An 18,539-nucleotide genomic window follows, 5' to 3' on the forward strand; every position below is an offset into this window, starting at 1 on the left:
CCTCAACGCTTTCGCCATCACCTTCGAAGGCCGGATCCACCCGACCGGGAACTAACCCACACCGAGGTCGGATCCGCCGTTAAACCGACAGTCCCCGAGAAGACGGCGGAGCTCCATGTACTCGGGGTCAATGTCGTGAGATCGGACGTAGCTGATCCCTTGGGAAGTCAGTCGCGCGAACATGACAAGGCGTGGGCGTGGCGGATGAGGTTCGCCGTGTCGGTCGATCTGCCTCACACCTGCGTTCCGTAGCTCAGATTCAACCAGGCCTATCTCACCGAGTCGTCGCACGCCACGACGAACGCTCGCCCTATTCGCGCGGTGCTGTGCCGTTGCGCTGGCACCATCTAGTCGCTCGTGGCAGTGGATGGTCCGGACGTCGACCCAGTCATGACCGGAGGGCTGTTCAAGGCGGCGGTGATACAGGTCTCGAAGAAGGTAGATCTGCAACCACCCCAGCCCTCTCGACATCTGTCCATGTTAAAAGCATCCACCCTGCTGGCAGCCGTGTTCGACTTTAGGGAAGCGCAGGCAAGGCATCTCGAAGCGTCTCGTACAGGCCGGGAGGTCGCCGCTCGCCGCGCGATGCTTCCCTAACAGAAGGAAAGGTTGGCTTTGTTCATCGGAGGGTGCGCCGGCAGTCGGTGCGAGCGAAAGGCTATGGGGTCGGCGCAGTATGCACGCGTTCGTTGATGAGACCAAGCAGAATGGCCTGTTGGTTGTTTCGACTGTCGTCGAAGTGCGTCATCTCAAGGAGGCACGCAAGCAGCTGCGAGACCGGCGGGTGAAGGGCCAGAACCGCATCCACTTCAAGAAGGAGAGCGACTCCCGGCGTCGATCGATCTGCTCGGCCCTGTGTGAGCTGGAGGTCGGTGTTGCGGTGTACGACGCGACTCGGATCAAAAGCGCGGTCGACGCCCGCGCTGCCTGCCTGACCGCAGCCGTGGAGGATCTGGCCGAACTGGGCGCCCGCCGGTTGACCATTGAGCAGGACGATTCACTGGTGACCAGTGACCGCAAGGTTCTCTATACCGCAGTTCGGAAGTTCGGTGTCGCGGAGACCCTCGCGTACGAGCACATGCGACCGAACGAGGAACCGCTGCTGTGGATCTCAGACGCGGTGGCTTGGTGCGTAGCCAAGGGCGGCGATTGGCGCAATCGGGTGAACCCGATCATTACCGGAGTTCGCAAGCTCACCTAGATACGCGAAACCCGGCTCACCAACCGTCCGGATGGCTGCCGGGTCCACTTCAAAGACGCTACTGCATCTTGCACAGCCGATAATACAACACAGACTGTTCCAGACTGCTCCACATTGATACGAGGAACAGTCCAAAGTTCAGCCGTCGTTGTCGGCGTCGTCCTGACCGGGAACTTTCAAGGCGAGGATGGCTTGCTCGACAAGCTCGCGGCGGGTCCAGCCGGTTGCGGCTTTGACCTTCTCGAGGTGCTCTTGCACTTTCGGGCTGACGCGGACGCCGAGCTGGACTTCGGCGCGGTTGGACTCTTCGAGGGCCTTCGGCCGTACAGTCACCGATCGGACGATTTTCCGCGGCGTCGTGCTCTTCTGAGACGCAGGCTTGGCAGTGGTGGATGGCCGGTCCGGCAGGTCCATCGGATCCTGGTTGGCGTCGGGCGCGGGCCTGGGTGTCCGTTTGCGCGGCTGCGGGCGTTCTTGGCTGGTCATACGAACACCTTTCCGGCCAGCGTGTCGTACGCCTGGTGCACGATGCGGCCCTTGTCGTAGAAGCCGTAGTACTCGCCCGCCGAGCGGGCTTCGCGGACGATGACGCGCTCGGGCACCATCGGGTCGAGCACGAGATCGCCGTAGGCCGCGGCGAATTCCTCTTCGGCGCGGCGAGCGTCGCGTGTGGGGACGGTGTCGCGCCAGGCGCCGATGACGACGCCGGCCTCGCGGAGGCGATCGCTGGCGCCGAGCGCGGCGCGGTGCTTCTTGAACCGCACCACGCTGGTGCGTGCGCCTTCGACGCCGTCGAGGCCGTCCTCGTCGAGCTTGCCCGCGTAGACGACCTTGTCGGAGGCCTCCAGCGCGTTCTGGATGATTACGCCGCCTTGCCGGTTCGGCAGGTCCAGCACGACCTTGTCGGCCTCGAGGCCGTTGAGCGACACCCGGAGTCGGATGTCGCCGTGGTCCTCAGAGGTCTTCTCGCGGTTGGAGACCGCGCGACCGGACGGGATCATGCGCAGATTCGGCAGCTGCTCCCACAGGCACGGCACCGCGAGATCTTCGGCCCACCCGTCCGGATCGGCGTCGGCGAGGATCGCCGAGACGTCCAGGCCGGGCTCGCGGGGCTCGACGCCGAGCCACTTCGTGGCGGCCGCGCGTGGATCCAGGTCGATCAGCACCGTGCGGTGCCCGCGCAGCGCCGACGCGACCGCGAGGGACACCGCGGTGGTGGTTTTCGTCGCGCCACCCGTCTCGCTGTAGACGGAAAGGACCTCGAAATCGCTCACGACCAGCACTGTACCGCTGTCGATAGCTACCGAGATAGCTAGCTGGATCGCTATGCCGAGATGCGCGCCGCCGCATGATGTTCCGGAAATCCGCCCAGATTGGGTGGATTCTCGTGCGGCGTGTCTTCGTTGCTTAACAGTTACGTGATGGAAGGCTGTCGGCCATGGCTCAGCGACCGAAGGGTAAGCGGGCGCAAGTCGGACCGCGACTGGCGCTCGAAGTGTTTGAGGAAGTGCAGAAGCGTGCCGCCGCGAATGGCATGAGCATTTCGCAGTACGTCGCTGATGTGATGGCGATCCACGTCGGGCGCCGAGATCTGGTGCTCGAACTCGGAACGAAGCAGGAGCTTCCACTGGCCGGATGAGATGAGCGGGTGAAGCGCCCGCACCAACATTCCCCATAACGCGAACGAACCCCCAGGCCTGCACGCCTATAGGGGTTCGTCGGTCCCGAAGGACTTGTCTTGGCTGACACGTCTGATGGTAGTGCACGCCGTACATCGGTGCGGCAGCAACACGCCATTCGCGATTTCCCTAACCCGAACTGTGCTGACCAGCGCAAACGACGTAGCAATGCGCACAACACGTCATCCGGTGCAAATACACGGCCGTCGAGTGGGCGGTCCAGGTCGTACGTCCCAGGTGCCTCTTCTCGACAACGGCGGAAGCCGTTCGCGCGAGAGTTTCGTGCACTTCTGAATGAGCTGCCGCTGGAGATCGGTCCGCTGCGTCTCAAGCTGCCCGAGGACGTCTACACCAAGGCCAAAGTACCTACCTGCTGGTGGTCGCGGCCGCGGTGGCTGGCCAACACGATGGCCTGCTACGACGCGATGTATGACGAGCTGCGTGCAACACTGAGGGCGCCATCGGTGAGCCGAAAGACGTTTATGGCGTGGGCGATCGCCGAGTCGCAGTGTGCAGACGTTCGAACTGGGCGTGACTGTCGGCCGTCAGTGCGGCATCTGTCCGAACGGATCGAGCGCGTCCCGCGCACTGTGAAGCGGTGCCGCGAACTCGCTCGACTGCTCGATGTCCGCAGTGTGGTCTTCGATGGGCGCCACCGTACTCTCGAAGAACGCCTGGAGTCCCACGAGCGTCGAGATAAAAGCCGGGGATGGACAGCCGTCGCGGCTCTGCACGAGTCCGCCAGCTGGTCCCACCTTGTGGATAACTCGGTGATCGAGTATCTGCTCGACCAGGGTTTTGTCACCCCACTGCCACGAAGTGGCGGAACGCTTTCTCTCTCACGAAAGATCTTGGTTGCTCCCCGACAACCCGTGAAAGAAGGCGCTCCGCGCCGCATCGACAAGAAGGGGCGGCAGCGGAAAGCGCCAGCATACGACGAGCAGGCGGAATTGTTGGCGTCCAGGGTGAAGCGTGACGAGCGTTTTCCGCTCTGGGTACGACAGATGTCCCGTCGAGGTATGGCAGCTGTGCTGACACCACGTGTGCGCCATGGCTGGACCGTCGACGATGTGTTCGGCGGAGTGGATGCCCTGCGTGTGTCCGGCAAACGGCTTCAGACCCCGCGGAATCCGTACTCCTACCTGGCATGGATCCTCGGGCACACCCCCGTCGACGAACCGCCAGCGCTGTTGGAGCGGGCGCGCGATGTCGCTGAGGAGGAGGAGTGGAGGGCCGCGCAACGAGAGCAGTGGGCTGAAATCCGGGCCAACACCATGGCCGCGGCCGCCCAAGGATCGCCAGGGTGGACCCAGGCCCGCGAGGTCGCCCAGGCGCTAGGCCAGCGCACGGCCGGGAAGGCCGCTGCACGCGCCAGGGAGCTCGAAGAATCGCGCCGGGAGCTCGCACGACGTGCGCGATCCTGAAACCGCCTGCGGGAACGGAAGACGGCTCCCAAAACGAACGTTTTAGGAGCCGTCTTCCAGAAGGTGGAACGCTAGGACTTCTGGAGAATTGCCAGGTAGAGCCGGGTGGCCACTGATTCGGCGTCCTCAGTCATTGGGTTGGTGTAAGTCCGGGCTCCAGGCAGCTCGGCAGCGTAGCCGCGGGCGGCGCCGGCGAGGACTTCCATCAGGCCGGAGGAACGCTGAATCGGCGCTTTCGTTCCCCAGGCAAGCTGTTCGGAACCATCCGGCAGCTGCTCAGAGCAGGCGATCCGCAATGCCAGCTTGTCGACTGGTCGACCATCGTGGTCGCCGAAAAGAGCTGGTGGGGCGAAGTTCTCGACTACTTGCCACCACCGAACAGTCTGGAAGATGTGCACGAGGCGATCGGCGTAAGCGTCCAAGAGAGCGGGATAGAAGTGGGGAATCAACCGCATCTCCCTGAAATTCGAGGCCGATTCGGCGCGGATCAACCGATCAAGCTCGTCGCGGGCGTCGATGGAATCGACGGGGTAGGTGAGTTTGCGGCCGCCGCCCAGAATGGCGTCGGCGCCGCTACCGGTGAGGATCGGCCCGAGATCGGAGATCTGGTCGAAGCTGCGACGGGCCGCGACGAGAGGGATTCCGGCGGTGACTTCCCACAGTTCGGAAGTTTCGAGCCGGTTCATGACGTCACGGGCGAGGTGCACGACGTCGTCGGCTGAAAGCCGGATGATGTCGTGTGTCAGGCCCAGCGCTTGAGCAGCTGCCGCTGCGGCTGCGCCGTCGGTTTCTCCGCTGGTGACGATGGTGATTGCATGTGGTCGAATTCCGAGCTGTGCTGCGACCGCCGCCACAAAGATGGAGTCGACGCCACCGCTGAGAAGAATGGTCGGGGTGCCTGGGAAGTGCTCGAGGACGGCTTCGAGCCGTGAGCGGGTCTCGGCGGTCAGTAGCTTCGCGGCGATGTGAGGATCTGTCAGGGTGCGGAGTTCGGGGTGAGGCGAGGCGATGTCGAGGCGATCGGCGACGAACTCGATTGGCTCGAAGGTCTGGGCCGCCCAATCTGTTTCGTTCATTTCCACCGTTCCAGTTGGGTCGTGTAGACCAGGCGATGCCGATCGCCCGGCAGGATGAAGTCGCTGTGCTCAACGGGCTGGCCGTTGATATCGAACATGGTCTTTCGGACCGCGAACACCGCTGTGCCGGGCAGTAGATCCAGCTCCTCTATCTCGTCAGGTGACGGTAGACGAGTGGTCAGTTCCTCGACGACTCGATCGACTTCGATACCGACCGTGGACAGTTGGTGCATGGTGCCACCCGGCCACGGCTCATTCCGGGAGTCGAGTAGCGCAGGGTTTGCACGCACGGTGTCGAGCAGAACGTAGGAGCAACCGACTGCGACGGGAACATCTTCGTCACGGAATCGGGTGCGGTAGGAACGCTGCAGCACAGGGGTGCCTTCGGCGACGCCGAACACCTTCGCCACATCCTCGTCGGCGACCATCGTCGTGTAGGAGGCGCTGAACACGAAGTCGTTGGTGTGGCGCCCGGTGTCGTTCTCTGCTGAGCCGGCGTGCCGACGCTCTTCTTCTGATTTGCGCACGGTGTCCTTCTCGAGCTGATGGCGCTCAGACCGGCGCGTGATCATCTTGTGCGGTTGACGGACATACGAGCCAAGGCCGTGTCGGGAGCTAATCAGTCCCTCGGTGCGCAGGCTGCTCAGTGCTTGACGGATCGTCGCGAGGCTTACGCCGAACTGTGCGACCAACTCCTGCTCCGTCGGGAGTCGTTCACCAGGAGCGAGCTCGCCGTCCTTGATTCGCCGCCTCAGTTCGCCAGCTATTCGCTCATATTTCAGGCCCATACCGGCAAGTTTAGGTCTTCCGTATCTCTTGACAAGCAGTAGGAAGACCGGGAGCATCAGTCTTACGTAAGACCGGAATACATACAGACTATGACCGGAAGAGGTTTACATGAAGACTGGTGTCCGCGTCGGTGTAGCGCTGGTAGCGCTATACGCGCTGGTCACATCGCCGGAGGTGGTGTTGGCCGCAGCGATGATGATCGGTCTCGCCGCTGCCGCAGGCGTGTGGGCCAAGAACCGGAGGTGGGTGCGGTGATCGGCCCGGTGATGAAGTCCGATGCCCAGGTGGCGCAGGCGGGGAACCAGCTGTTCCAGGCGTTGCCGCCGAAGGCGCGGCTGCTGGTGCTGGCCGTGGCGCTGCTGATCGGCATGGCGGGCTGCTCGGCCGCGTGGCTGGACTACAAGCAGGACTACAGGCCCTCGCCCAACTACTGCCGTGCCGAGCAGGAGAAGTACGCCGCCCGTCTGGGCTGCGTTGTCCCCCAGCGTGTTCCGGCCGAGGTGCAGCGATGAGCCGCCTGGACGTGGTGCAGGAGCTCGCACTGGACATGGAGGCCGCGGCGGTCGAAGCCGGAGACCAGGCGCCCGCTGGAGCGGGTCGTCGGTTCGCGGCGCAGCGCGCGCATCTGGCTGCCGCGCTGATCGAGATGACGGAGGAGGAATGAGCATGCACGAGCAGGAGCTGACGCGGCCGCCGCGCGGTCCGCGGCCTCGTAAGCGTCGGATCACGTTGCGCGACCAGCTGTTTCTGGAATGGCTGACCCAGCAGTACGGGGCGCCGATCGACGTAGTCGCGCAGTGGTACGGCGTGAAGAAGTCCTGGGCGTACGAGATCGTCGCGGCGCTGGCGAAGGCGGACAAGGTCGAGCTGACCCACGCGACGGTCGGTGAGCGCGATGGCATCGCTGGGCCGATGTGGGTGGTGCCGACCAGGGCCACCGCGTACGGGTTCCTCGGTACCGATCCGGGGCAGTGGACGGTGCGGCCGTCGACGGCCGCGCACGTGCGGGCCCTCGGTGAGCTGCGACTGGCGCTGACCGGCCGCGATACCGATCCGCAGCGCTGGGTCAGCGAGCGGCTGCTGCGCAGCGCGGCCGCGCCTCAGGGCGCGGCGGCCATGGTCGGCGCACCGCACCCGTATTGCCACGACGCCCTGTTCACCGACGATTCCGGCAAGTTGTGGGCCGTCGAGTGCGAGCTGACCGTCAAGCGCGGCGCGGGCCGGATGAAGTCCACGCTGCTGACCAGCATCCGCGCCGCACAGCAGCTGCAGCGCTCGATCGAGCACGCCGCGCTCGGCGTGTCCGGGGTCATCTACTTCTGCCGCGGGGCGGGAGTGAACCGGCATGTCCAGGCCGCGGTCGACGAACTGCGCGCCGAGGACGTCGAGACGGGCAAGCGCCTGCACGTGCGGGATCTGGACACCATCATCGCGGGCAGGAAGAAGGCCAGGTCATGAGCCGCGAATGCAAGCCGGTGCTGACGCCGGAGGATTGCGCCCCCTACTCCCCGACCCCCGTCGCACCCGCGCCGAAACCGCCGGCGGTCGAGCAGGTTCCGGTGCCGGATGCGGCGCCCGTGCCGCACGAAGGCGTTCCGGCTGAGCAGAGCCCGATCGACCCGCTGATGCCGCCGGATGGCTGGCAGCCGCCGACCTGGGATCTGGACGTGCCTTCGGTGCAGCAGGTGCTCGACGCCGCGACGGCTGCGGGCAGCGGTGCCGTCTTGGCGGCCGCCGCGGGCCTGAGTCTGGTGCAGGCGGCCCGCAAGCGGGGCCTGGAGCCCTACGAGCTGCGCAACTGCGCGGCCGGGGCGATGATGCTGCCCGTCGGCGCGGTGGTGCTGGACCGGTCCTGGACCGCACCGCTGGAGCTGCTCGCCGAGGGTGCCCAGGCGGTGCAGCTGGGCGGCGGCTACATAGTCGGCGGCGCGGTGGCGATGGCCATCACCGCGATCCCTGCTGGTTGGGGCGCGGCCGCGCTGTGGTGGGCGCGGCGTCGCGACCAGGAGGAAGACGGTCGCGGCCGCTCCCCGAAGGCCTCGCGCAGGATGCAGCGTCGCCACGCTGCCGCTCGCGCCCGTGTCGGCCGGGAGGCCGCGAAAGCGAAGCTGCCCCTGACCGCAGGCTGGCCGATGCCGACCCACGTCGTGCTCGGGCCGTGCAGTCAGCGCACCAGCCCGACCCCGGACACGGTCTGGTCCTCGCTGACCAAGGGCCACGACCGGCGCCTGACCATCCCGCTGGCCGCGCTCGATCAGCACATCTACGTGCTCGGCAACTCCGGGTCGGGCAAGACCACCATGCAGTTCCGGCTCAGCGCCGGGTTGTTCGTGGCGGACTGGCAGAAGCATCTGGCGGGCGGCCCGCGCCCGCTGCTGGTCTACATGGACTGCGGCGGCGACTACAAGACCTCGCGGGAGTTCGTCGAGATGATGGGGCGTCTCGGTGTGCAGCCCGATCGCATCGGCCTGTGGCCGGACGCGGCGGCGCTGGATCTGTGGTCGCTCAAGCCGGAGGAGGTCACCGAGACCCTGCAGAAGATGGTGTGCCCGTCGGCGCCCTCGGACGCCGCTCAGGAGTACTTCTTCAAGTCGCGTCGCCGGGTGATCCGGTTGGCGATGGGCACGACCGAGCACCTCGGTCGCCCGGTGCCGCCGCCGCGGTCGCGCCGTGAGCTGTTCCAGCGGCTGTCCTCGGCGAGCGCGCTCAAGGCGCTCTACCCGATGGACAAGGCGATCCAGGAGGAGATCGACGGCTTCGCCACCACCAAGCCGCCGATGGTCGCCAGCGTCGCGGGCATGCTGCGCGACATCTGGGACTCGCTGGGTCCGGCGATCGACGGCGGCAAGCCGTTCGACGCCTACGACGCGCTGTTCCTGCGGATTCCGGGCACCACCCAGAAAGACACCGCCCGAGCTCAGGCGGCCGCCCTGCTGGAGATGCTGCTGAAGTACGCCGCCACCCCGGGACATGGGCGCCGGATCCGGCTGATCCTGGACGAGACGGCCGCCGTCAACGACGCCCAGGGCGACATCGGCGTGATCGAGGTCCTGGAGCGGGCGCGCAAGTACGACATGAGCATGGTCGTCTCGGCGCAGAACGTCGAAGGCCTGGGCCCGGACGCGGCCGCTGCGCGGCGGATCATGGTCGCCGCCTCCGGCGGCGCGATCCTCATGCGCGGCGACGGCCAGAAGGAGTCCAGCGAGCTCTACGGCACCGCGCCGAAAGCGGAGTCGACCCGCCACACCCTCGGCGGCAACCACGGCGACGAGGGCTCCACCGGCGTGGCCGACACCTTCCTGGTGCACCCCGACGCCCTGAGCGAATTCGAGCGCGGTGACGCGGTCTACGTCCGCGGCCGCCGCGCGATCTGGGGCCACATCACCCCGCTGGATCTGGGAGAGCTGCCCCGCATCGACCAGACCGAAGACTCGATGCGGGCGCCGGTCGAGGCCCGCGCCCGGCTCAAGCCGGTCACCAGCCCCTCCCCCGCCGTCGACGAGATCGGCCTGGTCGACCTGGACGACGAGCCGGACCTGGGAGAAAGCGCGTGAACGCCGAGACACCGTCGATCCCGGACCTGATCGAGGCGATCACCCACTACTGGCATCTGTCCGCGATCGCCTCCGAAATGGAGCGTCGGGGAATTCCCCGCGGCGGCGCCGACACCGCGATGCTGCTGCACCGGATCTGGGACGCCCAGGAAGCGGTGCCCGACAAGGTGCACCGTCACCTGCTCGGCACGCTGACCGTCCCGCACGTCGTGGACCGGCTGTGGATGGCCGCTTCCGACACCGACCTCATCCAGGCCTGGATCACCTACACCGGAAAGGACCACTGAAATGAAGCACGTCACCGACTGGGACGCCGACCTGCGCGCCCTGCTGGAAGAGGCGGGCATCGACCCGGACCGCAACGCGCCGGTGAACGGCAAAGCGCGGCTGCGTCGCCGGATCCGCCAGCACCGCGGATCGATCCTGGCCATGGCCGCCCTGGCGCCCACCAGCGTGATCCTCGTCTGCTCCGGCGCCCCCGCCGCCGCGGTGACCCCGCTGCTGCTGTGGCTGCTGGGTTGGATCGCCCACCGCATCTGGCGCACCTCCGGCTCGCCCGCCGGATGGCAGATCGCGACCGCCACCGGCGAGCGCGCCAAGCAGATCTTCGTCGGCGTCATCCGCCTGCTCGGCCGCTACGTCTGGTACCCGATCGCCACCCCGATCCGCGTTCGCGTCCGCGCCCGCCGCATCCAGAAAAACGCCTGAACCCCTGATCAGACACACATTTTCACCGAGGAAAGCTAGCTAGCTCAATAGCTAGATAAGGAGAGAAAGGAAAATCTCTATGTCGCAGTCCGAAGTGGACGAGATCGGTCGCGAGACCAGCCGCGCCGCCAAGCGTGCCGGTGCGGCCGTCGCCGCGATCGTCGAGCGGGTCAAGAAGGCCGACCCGAGCGTCACCCGGCTCCCGCGCCGCGAGCGTAAGGAAGCGCAGATGCTGGTCAGCCGGATCCTGCGCGAAGAGCGCGAACGCGAGCAGCGTGAGCTCGACCAGCTGCGCGCGGACCTCGCCGCGGCCATACAGGCCCATCACGGTGCGATCTGGCACGGCCACCAGGTCCGCCCCGCGGAGCCGATGCAGGCCTGGTACAGCCGCCAGCAGCAGCTCAGCCGGGCCCGGCTGTCGATCGAGCGGCGCATCCAGACCGGGGCCGGTCTGTCCGACACCGAACGCGGCAGCGCCATCACCGCGCTGTACGCCGCCCACTACATGCCCGCCTACCAGCCGCCGGAGGCCTTCCCGCAGGTCCGCGGAATCGAGGCGCTGAAAGCGCGCGTACAGGCGGGGATCTCACGGCTGCGGACCGGGCTGGCCAAGCCGTCTGAGCGGCGTCGGCTGGCCCAGTGGGAGCAGCTGCACGCCGAACGCGCCGAAATCGGCACCACCGCGCAAGTCTCGCCCAAAACGGCCGTTTTGGATGCTCCGCCGTGGGGTCAGGGCCGGTACGCGGTGTGGATCGCGCGCCAGGACATCGCGCAGCTGGCCGACCAGCAGCGCCTGGAGGTCGACCGGCTGCCGGTCGCTCAGCGGCCCGCGGAGATGACCGTCGACCACCTGGGCCAGGCGCGGGACTGGGTCCGCTCCAAGAGCGAATTGCTCGGCCGCGATGTCGTTGTACGGATCTATGACCGTGACGCCGCCATCGGTGAGCACCTGCTCAACGAGATCCACGGCGGCCCCGAGCAGGTCGACCAGTTGTATCGGGCGTGGAGCGCCGCTTTGCAGGAACGCGAGCCTGTGGCGGCCGCGCAGAAGCTCAACGGTGAGGACCAGCTGCTGGACCGCATTGCCGCCGCCGATTCCACCGCCGAACGCAGCGTCGAGGCGGCTCGGTTCCGTGCCGTGGTGGGGTGGACCGACCGCAACGGGGTGACCTCGAGCCGGTCGAAGTCGTTCGACAGTGAGCAGGCCGCGACGGCGTGGATGCGCAGCAACCCGGACCGGATGCTGACCTTCGGCACGGCCGCGCACGTCCAGACCTGGGACACCCGTGACGATCGGGCACCGATCTACTCCCACAGCGGAGAACACCGGGCGGTGATGGCTTCGCTGGCCGAACGTGAGCAGGCCCTGGCCCGCCAGCAGGACCAGGAACCGGAGGAGCTGCGGTTCCACGGCCAGGTCAGCTACCTGCCTGAGGGGGCCGACCGGGTGGTCTACGAGTTCGGCGCCCACACCAGCGAAACCGACACGCTGGCGTGGGTACAGCAGCAGGTCGCCCAGGCCCGGCCCGCGCCGGGCACCACCGTGCAGGCATCCGCGTACGAGGAGTCCAGCGAGGGCCGCTCCGACCCGCTGTTCTGGACCGCCGGACCGCAGGAGGAGGTCTTCGACCATGTGGCCCAATTGCGGCTCGATTTCGCCAGCATGGCCGCTGACCGCGAGCAGAACACGGATCGCGGCGTCTCGTTGGAGCAGGTTGTCTCCGAGCGTGACCAGCTGCGTGCGGAGGTGGAGGCGCTGCAGAACCGGCACAAGGCCGCCATCGCGCACAACGCCGATCTGACCACCCAGCTGCGGAAGGCCAGCTCCGAGCGCGATCAGCTCGCTCAGGCACACCGCGAGCACCAGCAGGCGCCGGTCCAGGAGTACCGGACGCAGTCCGTGGCCGCGGTTCTCAATGGTCACGGCGCACAGCCGAGCGGGCGCGAGCAGGTCGATCCTGCTCGCAGGATCGCCCAACTGGTGCAGCTGGCCGAGACCTTGACCGAGGAGCGCGACCGGTTCCGCGGTGAGCGAGACGAGGCCGTGCAAGCGCTCGCCGAGCGCACCCCGGCCGCCGAACGGTTCGGTAGCCCGGAGAGGCAAGCGGCACAGGCCCGCGACAAGGCTCGCGCCGCCCGCGAGGAGCGGACCGCAACCGCGGCTGTGACCGAGGATCCCGGCCCCCAGCTGCCTCCGCTGGAAGAGGAGCTCGTTCCCGACATCGAGCTGGTCGAGGAAGAGGGGTGATCACCGATCCGGGGTCCGTGCCTGTCGTGCGGACCCCGGGTCGGACGGTCAACCAGTGGCTGCGGTCGGGGCAGCCACTGGAACTGAAAGACCCCCACGCGACCGAGCAAGAAGACACCTCCGAACAGCCGGAACTCATCGAGGAAGAGAGCTAGCTGCCTAGCTAGATAGGAAGGAGAAGACCCGTGGTCAAGCGCCAGCATCACCCGCAGATGTGCGGCTGCGGCTGCGGCCGGGCTGGTGAATTCGCACGCGGGATGTGCGAGGCGTCCTACCAGCGGCTGCGTCGCCGGGAGACCGCGTACGGCCGCTGGCAGCCGCGCGTGTCCGCCGAGGCCACGAGAGAACACGTCCAGCGTCTGCGCGCCGCGGGCCTGCGCCCGATCCAGATCGCGCAGCTGGCCGGAGTCGACCGCACCACGATCGGCAATGTCAGCCGCGAGGACTGGGAGACCGTCGACGCCGAGACCGCCGCTGCGGTCCTGGCCGTCGAAGTGCCCGATCGCGTCGCCGACGTCGTCGATCCGCACGCACGCGTGCCGATCCACGGCGCCCAGCGGCGGATCCAGTCCCTGGTCGCCTACGGCTACCCGCAGGCCCACTTGGCTCGCGAGCTCGGCATCAATCCGGCCAGCTCGACCATGGCGGCCTTGGTTGGCAAACCGAATGTGTCCAACGGATCGACCGGCGAATCGATCACCGCCGAGCGTGAGCGCGCGGTCCGGGACGTGTTCGACCGTCTGCAGATGGTGCCGGGCCCATCGGATCGGGCGCGCGCTCACGGCCACCAGCAGGGCTGGCCGCTGCCGTGGGAGTGGGACGAGGACGAAATCGACCGTCTCGACGCCACTCCGATCAGGGCCCGCCGCACCACGCAGTCGGACAAGCGCGCCGTCATCGCCGAACGGGAGGAGCTGGTGCTGGCGCTTAGCACCAGCCACAGCGCCGCTGAAGTGGCCGAGGCCGTCGGTGTCAGCCAGCGCTCGGTCGAGCGGATCCGCGCCCGTCTCGGCTGGCGCGTCGACCAGCGGGAGGAGGTGACGGCGTCCACCTCCACCGCAGAGACCGAGGTCATCGAGCTGACCGAAGACGAGTACTGACCAAACCATCTAGCTATCTAGCTATAGGAGCAATGACATGACCATGAACCGTGAGATCGAGCAGGGTATGCGCCGCCACGCCAGTGCCTGGATCCAGCTGCAGGACGCGGTCGCCCACGGCGAGAACGAGGTCGAGCGCGAACACCTGCTGCGCCGCGCCGAGGCGATCGCCCAGCCCTGGCGCGACAGCGCCTACCGGCCCGAGTGGCTGTACCTGCAGAACCTGCTCGCCGACTGGCGCCGCGCCCCGCAGGTGATGCAGCAGCTGACCGAGCAGGCCCTCGACGGCGACATCGGCGATCTCGACGACGTCGAGGTCCGCAGCCTGCTGCAGGTGCGGCACCTGGCCGACGAGAACGAGCGCGGCGTCGAGGGCTGGCAGCGCACCCAGGACGCCATCTGCGAGCTGCAGGGCCGCCTGGCCGGCGGCATCTGCGAGACCGCGGTGCGTGAGTCCGTGCGTTTCCGCTTGCGGATGCTCGACGACCGTTCGACCTGGCCGCCGCAGTGGCTGCAGTTGCAGCTGCAGGCCGAGCGCGACCCCCGTCACGTCGCTCGCCAGCACGACATCTACGAGCAGGCCCGCCAGGCTGCCCTCGACGAGGGCGAGCGCATCCAGCTGAGCGAGGCTGTCTGACCAGGCCGAATCCCACACCGGAACTACCTATATATCTAGCTATTAGGAGAAGCTAATGACTCTGGCACACGAGGACCCGCACGTCCGCGAGATCATGCAGCGCATCGGCAGCGGCACCTCGCAGGCCGAGCGCGCCGCGGCTCGCGAGGAGCTGATGGACTACATCAACGGTCCCGGCAGGCACCTGGAAATCGACGTGATGGGCTTCGCTCGCGCCCACCTGGCGACCGTCGACCGCGAGGCATGGAATCTGGAGATGCCCGACGCCGCACGGTCCGTACCCGCAGAAGGGCCCACGGCGGCCACCGACCGCTCCGAGCAGGGGATCCGGCAGGACTTCCTACGCTGGATCGACCTGCGCGCCGCTGTCGCCCACGGGGAGAACGAGATCGAGCGAGAGCAGCTGCTGGAACGGGCCGCAGAGATCGAGCACCTGTGGACCATCCCCCAGCACAGCCAGGAGTGGAACCACCTCCGTCAGGTGCACCAGCTGTGGCAGCACGATCCCAGCAAGGCCCATGAGCTGACCCAGGCCGCTCTCGCGCATGGAGTGGGAACCGCCGACGGCGCCCGAGAGGCACGGCACATGGTGTTCTTGCGCGAGGCGTTCGACCCGCAGCGGCAGGAGCGGCTGCGGTGGCAGCAGAGGCACGACGAGATCAGCGACCTGCAGGGCGAATTGGCGGCCAGCCGAACCGCTGAGGAGACCGCCGCCATCGATGCTCGCATCGCCGAGCTCTACGACAAGGACACCTGGCCGGCGTCCTGGAAGGAGTTCGAGGAGGAAGTCCACGACGACCCGGCCTACTGGCAGGAGCAGAGCGAGCGGGCCAGCCACCGCTACAACGAGGTGATCGCCGCCCGCGAGACGGAGTCCACCGTGCCGGAGCCCGAGCTGGAGCTGGAGGAATCGCCATGGTGATCAATCCACGCCCGCCGCAGTGGGACGCCCGGGAAGAGGAGATCTGCGCCCAAAACGCGTTGTGGACCGAGCAGGAGCGGCTCTACATCGCGCTGGCGCTGGAAACCGATCCGACCCGGCAGCAGGAGATCCTCGCCGAACTCGACTGCACCTACCAAGAAGTCGCCGAACGCGATTGGCAGACCGATTGGGAGCGCCGTGGCGCGGCCGTACCCGATATCGTGTTCGCCGATCCCCCTGTGCCCGAGCATCTGCGATTCCGACCGCAACCGCTGGCACTGAAACCCCGCGCCGAGGAGAACCAGGAGCAGATCGAGTTGGAACTCGAACTGCATTAGCCCCGATCACATCGCCTATCCACCTAGCTAGCTAGGTGGATAGGCGGACTATCAGGAGAAGACCGTGGATAGACAGGACACTTCGAAAAGCTTCACCAGGGGTGCGTTCTTCTGGCTGCTTCTCTCCGCGGCCGCCACGATGATGGCGGTCTTCGGGGCTGGCTGGGCTCTCGCCCGCAGCGACGAAAACCTGGTCGCGGCGGCATGGGGCGGTACCTTGCCCGGGATGATGGCCTTCGTCCTCGCCGTCGGGCTCGTCGGGTTCGCCTACACGCCAGCAGGGAAGGTGTTCGCGCTGCTCGAATTCGTGAATGCGGTGCTTCTCGTGCTCGCGTTCCTTGTGGCCTACGTGCCGATACGTGGCTATGCCCGCCACCTCGGCTTCGACGACGGCGCCGACCTGGTGCTACCGCTGCTCATCTATTGCGTGATCGTGTTGTCGGTCATCGATCTGCGTCGGATTCGGAGGACCCGATGATGAAATCTCTTTCGTTCCTGCGCCGCCCGGCCGGTGCTTCGGATCCGATCTCCGATGAGACGCCGCTGCACGATCGCGTCCAGGTCGCCCGTGACCGGCTCGCACACCAGCACGACCCCGCTCTTCTGGAAGCGCTGTCGGAACGCGAGCTCAACGCCGACCGTGCCCTCGCCGAGCGGGCGCGAGATCACGAGCGCAACGAAAAGCTCGCGCGCATCGAAGCAGCAGAGAAGGCCGCCGACCGGCTGCGCCGCACCATCGATGAACTCGCCGACCAGCAATCCCGGGATCTCATCGACGCTGAGAGAGCTATCGCCCAGCAGCGGCACAGCAGCAGCCCGCACACCAAGGTCGCGCGACTGCACCGGCGCAAAACCCTCGCCCTGCGCATCGTCACCAGCGTCCTGATCATCGCCATGGCAATCAGCGCCGTGAGCGTGCAGCACAACATCGCGCCTACCGGCGGTCCGTCGAACATCTGGTGGTGGATGGCCTACGGCATCGAGTTCCTGATCTCAGGCACCCTGATTGCGCTCATGATGTCCACCGGCGACAGCGCCGAATGGGGCGTGATCGAACAGCCGTGGAAGGCCCGCGGCATCGAGAACGTGCTACTGGGCGTCACCGTGGTGCTGAACGTCTTCCCGTACCTGGAGAACATGGAGTGGGGCCAGATCGGCGCCCACATCATCGCGCCCGTCATCATCGGCACCGCTCTGCACACCTACAGCGTTGTTGCCACCCGATACAGCCGCTCGATCGACCGCGCCACCGAGAGTCTCTCCGAGGCCGAACACGAAGACATCCAGGCTCGCCTCGCAGCGCTCACCCGCATTGGTCCCGCAGTGCGGGGCGAGGAGGTCGCTACTACGGGGGTCGCACCTGGAGTGCGAAATGGGGACAACACCGACGTAGAGGCAGGTGCGGGCACCGGCACTTATTCGGCCTCGGCCCGGCCGCCGCTCCCCTCCGTGTCGCCGGTTGCGGATGAGGTGTTCGAGGAGCTGGAGCGCGAGTTCGCCGCGCGCGGACAGACGGGCTCCGCGTTGCCGCCGATCGCGCGCGAACCTATCGCCGCGCGCGCGGATCAGGCCGCGATCGAGACCGCGCGCGGCCGCGCGCCGATCGCGCGCGGAGAGTCTGCTGAGCCGCGCGCGGACGTTGCTCCGATCGCTGTCGAAGACGCGTCACCGATCGCGCGCGGCGCGCGGCCTGAGCGCGACGAGGGCGCGGTCAGGTCGGAGTCGATCGCGCGCGCGGAGGCAGCGGACGAGGATGTTCCGCGCGCCGTGCACAACCCTGCTGAACAGGCAACCGATCGCGAACCGATCGCCGCGCGAGAGGACGAGACGTCCTCTGCGGATGAGGGTTCGGACGAGAGGGCCACGCGCGATCGGCGCTCGGTGGTGACGTTGGTTCGCGGCGCGGAACCCGCGCGCGCGGCGATCGGAAATACGGATCGTTCGCCGCGCGCGGGCCGCGCGCCGCGCGCGCGGGAGACGGCTGTCGACGGCGCGCTGGCGCGCGCGACCGATCGCGCGCCGATCGCGCGCGGCACGGTGGGGAGTGGACCGTTCGCGCACCGGATGACGCGCGCGGAAGCGGGCAAGCTCGCACGCGCGGTCGCCAGTCGTGGTCTGTCCAAGCAGCCGGTCGAGGTGCTGACACTCATCTACGAGGCACACTCTCGGGGCGAGAGCGCGACTGGCATCGCTGAGAAGGTTGTCGCTCTGCCGCACTCGACGGTTCTGCGGGCGATCAAGGCCGCCGACAAAGTGGCCGGTCCGCGTTCGATCGGCTGACAGGCCAGCAGTTTCAGCACAAGCAGAAATGCCGCGCATCACCAGATGCGCGGCATTTCTGCTTGTCGGGACGGCTTTAGTGTGGCCTCTTGGGCGGCCTGCCTCCGCGGCGAGCGGCGGGGGTGCGGGGGCAGCGCCCTCCGCCTAGCCGCCAGCGGCGGCTCCACCCCGGGACGAAGCGCACAGCTGAAGGAGTGAGTGTCCTCCCGGTATGGCCTGAGGGCGACTCGATCACGCCGCGGTTCTGGCCCGCCCCCTCACCTCGACGCGACTGTCGAATGCCAAGCGGGCGGGCCAGGTTCCGGCGTGATAGCCCTCGATCAGGCCATACCGGGAGGACACTCACCCGCGCGAAGAACCGCGCGAGCGCCAGCTCGCGGACCACGGCCGCACGGCGGCCGAGGTCTGCTGCTGTATCTCGATGCCCGGACTGGTCCCGGAGAACTGCCCGGAATACGTCCGGAATACGCCCGCCAGGTCGTCCGGGTGCGGATGTCCTGTGATCTCTCCCTGACCTGCTGGTTTGGGTGCGTGGTCCCTCCCCACCCCGGGGACACCAAAGACCAAAAGGACTGGTCTTTGG

22 protein-coding genes are annotated in these 18,539 nt (G+C 67.2%); 18 read left to right on the plus strand and 4 right to left on the minus strand.

Translation table 11 applies throughout. From position 1 onward, the window contains the following. Positions 1–676: 676 nt before the first annotated feature. Complete coding sequence (locus tag AB0H49_RS33965) at positions 677–1,201, plus strand: hypothetical protein (protein WP_357257088.1); 525 nt, start codon at positions 677–679, stop codon at positions 1,199–1,201. 138 nt (positions 1,202–1,339) lie between these two features. On the opposite strand, the gene AB0H49_RS33970 is transcribed toward AB0H49_RS33965, so the two are convergent. Further along, on the minus strand, positions 1,340–1,687 hold the full coding sequence (locus AB0H49_RS33970; RefSeq protein ID WP_357257091.1) for a hypothetical protein: 348 nt from the start codon (positions 1,685–1,687) through the stop codon (positions 1,340–1,342). Beyond that, positions 1,684–2,475, minus strand: a complete 792-nt coding sequence (locus tag AB0H49_RS33975; protein WP_357257094.1) for a ParA family protein — start codon at positions 2,473–2,475, stop codon at positions 1,684–1,686. The genes AB0H49_RS33970 and AB0H49_RS33975 overlap by 4 nt, the downstream gene beginning before the upstream one ends. A 164-nt stretch (positions 2,476–2,639) precedes the next feature. On the opposite strand from AB0H49_RS33975, the gene AB0H49_RS33980 reads away from it, so the two are divergent. Both AB0H49_RS33980 and AB0H49_RS33985 read left to right on the plus strand, forming a co-directional pair. Further along, positions 2,640–2,840, plus strand: a complete 201-nt coding sequence (locus AB0H49_RS33980) for a toxin-antitoxin system (RefSeq protein ID WP_357257096.1) — start codon at positions 2,640–2,642, stop codon at positions 2,838–2,840. Positions 2,841–3,650: 810 nt separating this feature from the next. Further along, on the plus strand, positions 3,651–4,304 hold the full coding sequence (locus tag AB0H49_RS33985; protein ID WP_357257099.1) for a hypothetical protein: 654 nt from the start codon (positions 3,651–3,653) through the stop codon (positions 4,302–4,304). Positions 4,305–4,375: 71 nt separating this feature from the next. On the opposite strand, the gene AB0H49_RS33990 is transcribed toward AB0H49_RS33985, so the two are convergent. Continuing rightward, positions 4,376–5,380: an asparagine synthase-related protein gene (locus AB0H49_RS33990; RefSeq protein WP_357257102.1), complete on the minus strand. Its 1,005-nt coding sequence runs from the start codon at positions 5,378–5,380 to the stop codon at positions 4,376–4,378. Next, positions 5,377–6,168 carry a GntR family transcriptional regulator gene (locus AB0H49_RS33995; protein WP_357257105.1) on the minus strand — a complete coding sequence of 264 codons (792 nt, stop codon included), beginning with the start codon at positions 6,166–6,168 and terminating at the stop codon, positions 5,377–5,379. The genes AB0H49_RS33990 and AB0H49_RS33995 overlap by 4 nt, the downstream gene beginning before the upstream one ends. A gap of 109 nt (positions 6,169–6,277) precedes the next feature. Here AB0H49_RS33995 and AB0H49_RS34000 point away from each other — a divergent pair, with 109 nt between their 5' ends. From AB0H49_RS34000 to AB0H49_RS34070, 15 genes are all read left to right on the plus strand, one after another. Further along, positions 6,278–6,424 (plus strand): hypothetical protein, encoded by a 147-nt coding sequence (locus tag AB0H49_RS34000; protein WP_357257108.1) that lies wholly within the window; start codon positions 6,278–6,280, stop codon positions 6,422–6,424. Beyond that, positions 6,412–6,681 (plus strand): hypothetical protein, encoded by a 270-nt coding sequence (locus tag AB0H49_RS34005; protein WP_357257111.1) that lies wholly within the window; start codon positions 6,412–6,414, stop codon positions 6,679–6,681. Before AB0H49_RS34000 ends, AB0H49_RS34005 begins: the two co-directional genes overlap by 13 nt. Continuing rightward, positions 6,678–6,833: a hypothetical protein gene (locus AB0H49_RS34010; RefSeq protein WP_357257114.1), complete on the plus strand. Its 156-nt coding sequence runs from the start codon at positions 6,678–6,680 to the stop codon at positions 6,831–6,833. Before AB0H49_RS34005 ends, AB0H49_RS34010 begins: the two co-directional genes overlap by 4 nt. Further along, positions 6,830–7,627, plus strand: coding sequence for a hypothetical protein (locus AB0H49_RS34015; RefSeq protein ID WP_357257117.1), 798 nt, complete (start codon positions 6,830–6,832; stop codon positions 7,625–7,627). Before AB0H49_RS34010 ends, AB0H49_RS34015 begins: the two co-directional genes overlap by 4 nt. Further along, complete coding sequence (locus AB0H49_RS34020) at positions 7,624–9,723, plus strand: type IV secretory system conjugative DNA transfer family protein (protein ID WP_357257120.1); 2,100 nt, start codon at positions 7,624–7,626, stop codon at positions 9,721–9,723. Before AB0H49_RS34015 ends, AB0H49_RS34020 begins: the two co-directional genes overlap by 4 nt. After that, positions 9,720–10,010 carry a hypothetical protein gene (locus AB0H49_RS34025; protein ID WP_357257123.1) on the plus strand — a complete coding sequence of 97 codons (291 nt, stop codon included), beginning with the start codon at positions 9,720–9,722 and terminating at the stop codon, positions 10,008–10,010. Before AB0H49_RS34020 ends, AB0H49_RS34025 begins: the two co-directional genes overlap by 4 nt. A 1-nt stretch (position 10,011) precedes the next feature. Next, entirely contained in the window at positions 10,012–10,431 is a 420-nt protein-coding gene (locus tag AB0H49_RS34030) for a hypothetical protein (protein WP_357257126.1), read from the plus strand. 79 nt (positions 10,432–10,510) lie between these two features. After that, complete coding sequence (locus tag AB0H49_RS34035) at positions 10,511–12,679, plus strand: hypothetical protein (protein ID WP_357257129.1); 2,169 nt, start codon at positions 10,511–10,513, stop codon at positions 12,677–12,679. Beyond that, a complete protein-coding gene (locus AB0H49_RS34040; RefSeq protein ID WP_357257132.1) occupies positions 12,676–12,834 on the plus strand; it encodes a hypothetical protein in 159 nt (52 codons plus the stop codon). The genes AB0H49_RS34035 and AB0H49_RS34040 overlap by 4 nt, the downstream gene beginning before the upstream one ends. A 30-nt stretch (positions 12,835–12,864) precedes the next feature. Beyond that, positions 12,865–13,779 carry a hypothetical protein gene (locus AB0H49_RS34045; protein ID WP_357257135.1) on the plus strand — a complete coding sequence of 305 codons (915 nt, stop codon included), beginning with the start codon at positions 12,865–12,867 and terminating at the stop codon, positions 13,777–13,779. A 37-nt stretch (positions 13,780–13,816) separates the two neighbouring features. Then, a complete protein-coding gene (locus AB0H49_RS34050) occupies positions 13,817–14,416 on the plus strand; it encodes a hypothetical protein (RefSeq protein ID WP_357257138.1) in 600 nt (199 codons plus the stop codon). A gap of 55 nt (positions 14,417–14,471) precedes the next feature. Continuing rightward, positions 14,472–15,338, plus strand: coding sequence for a hypothetical protein (locus tag AB0H49_RS34055; protein ID WP_357257141.1), 867 nt, complete (start codon positions 14,472–14,474; stop codon positions 15,336–15,338). Continuing rightward, positions 15,332–15,676 carry a hypothetical protein gene (locus AB0H49_RS34060; protein WP_357257144.1) on the plus strand — a complete coding sequence of 115 codons (345 nt, stop codon included), beginning with the start codon at positions 15,332–15,334 and terminating at the stop codon, positions 15,674–15,676. Before AB0H49_RS34055 ends, AB0H49_RS34060 begins: the two co-directional genes overlap by 7 nt. Positions 15,677–15,740: 64 nt before the next feature. Continuing rightward, on the plus strand, positions 15,741–16,154 hold the full coding sequence (locus tag AB0H49_RS34065) for a hypothetical protein (RefSeq protein ID WP_357257147.1): 414 nt from the start codon (positions 15,741–15,743) through the stop codon (positions 16,152–16,154). After that, positions 16,154–17,956, plus strand: coding sequence for a hypothetical protein (locus tag AB0H49_RS34070; protein WP_357257150.1), 1,803 nt, complete (start codon positions 16,154–16,156; stop codon positions 17,954–17,956). Before AB0H49_RS34065 ends, AB0H49_RS34070 begins: the two co-directional genes overlap by 1 nt. Positions 17,957–18,539: the final 583 nt, after the last annotated feature.

This window comes from Nocardia sp. NPDC050713 (assembly GCF_040654315.1).
Taxonomy (GTDB): domain Bacteria; phylum Actinomycetota; class Actinomycetes; order Mycobacteriales; family Mycobacteriaceae; genus Nocardia.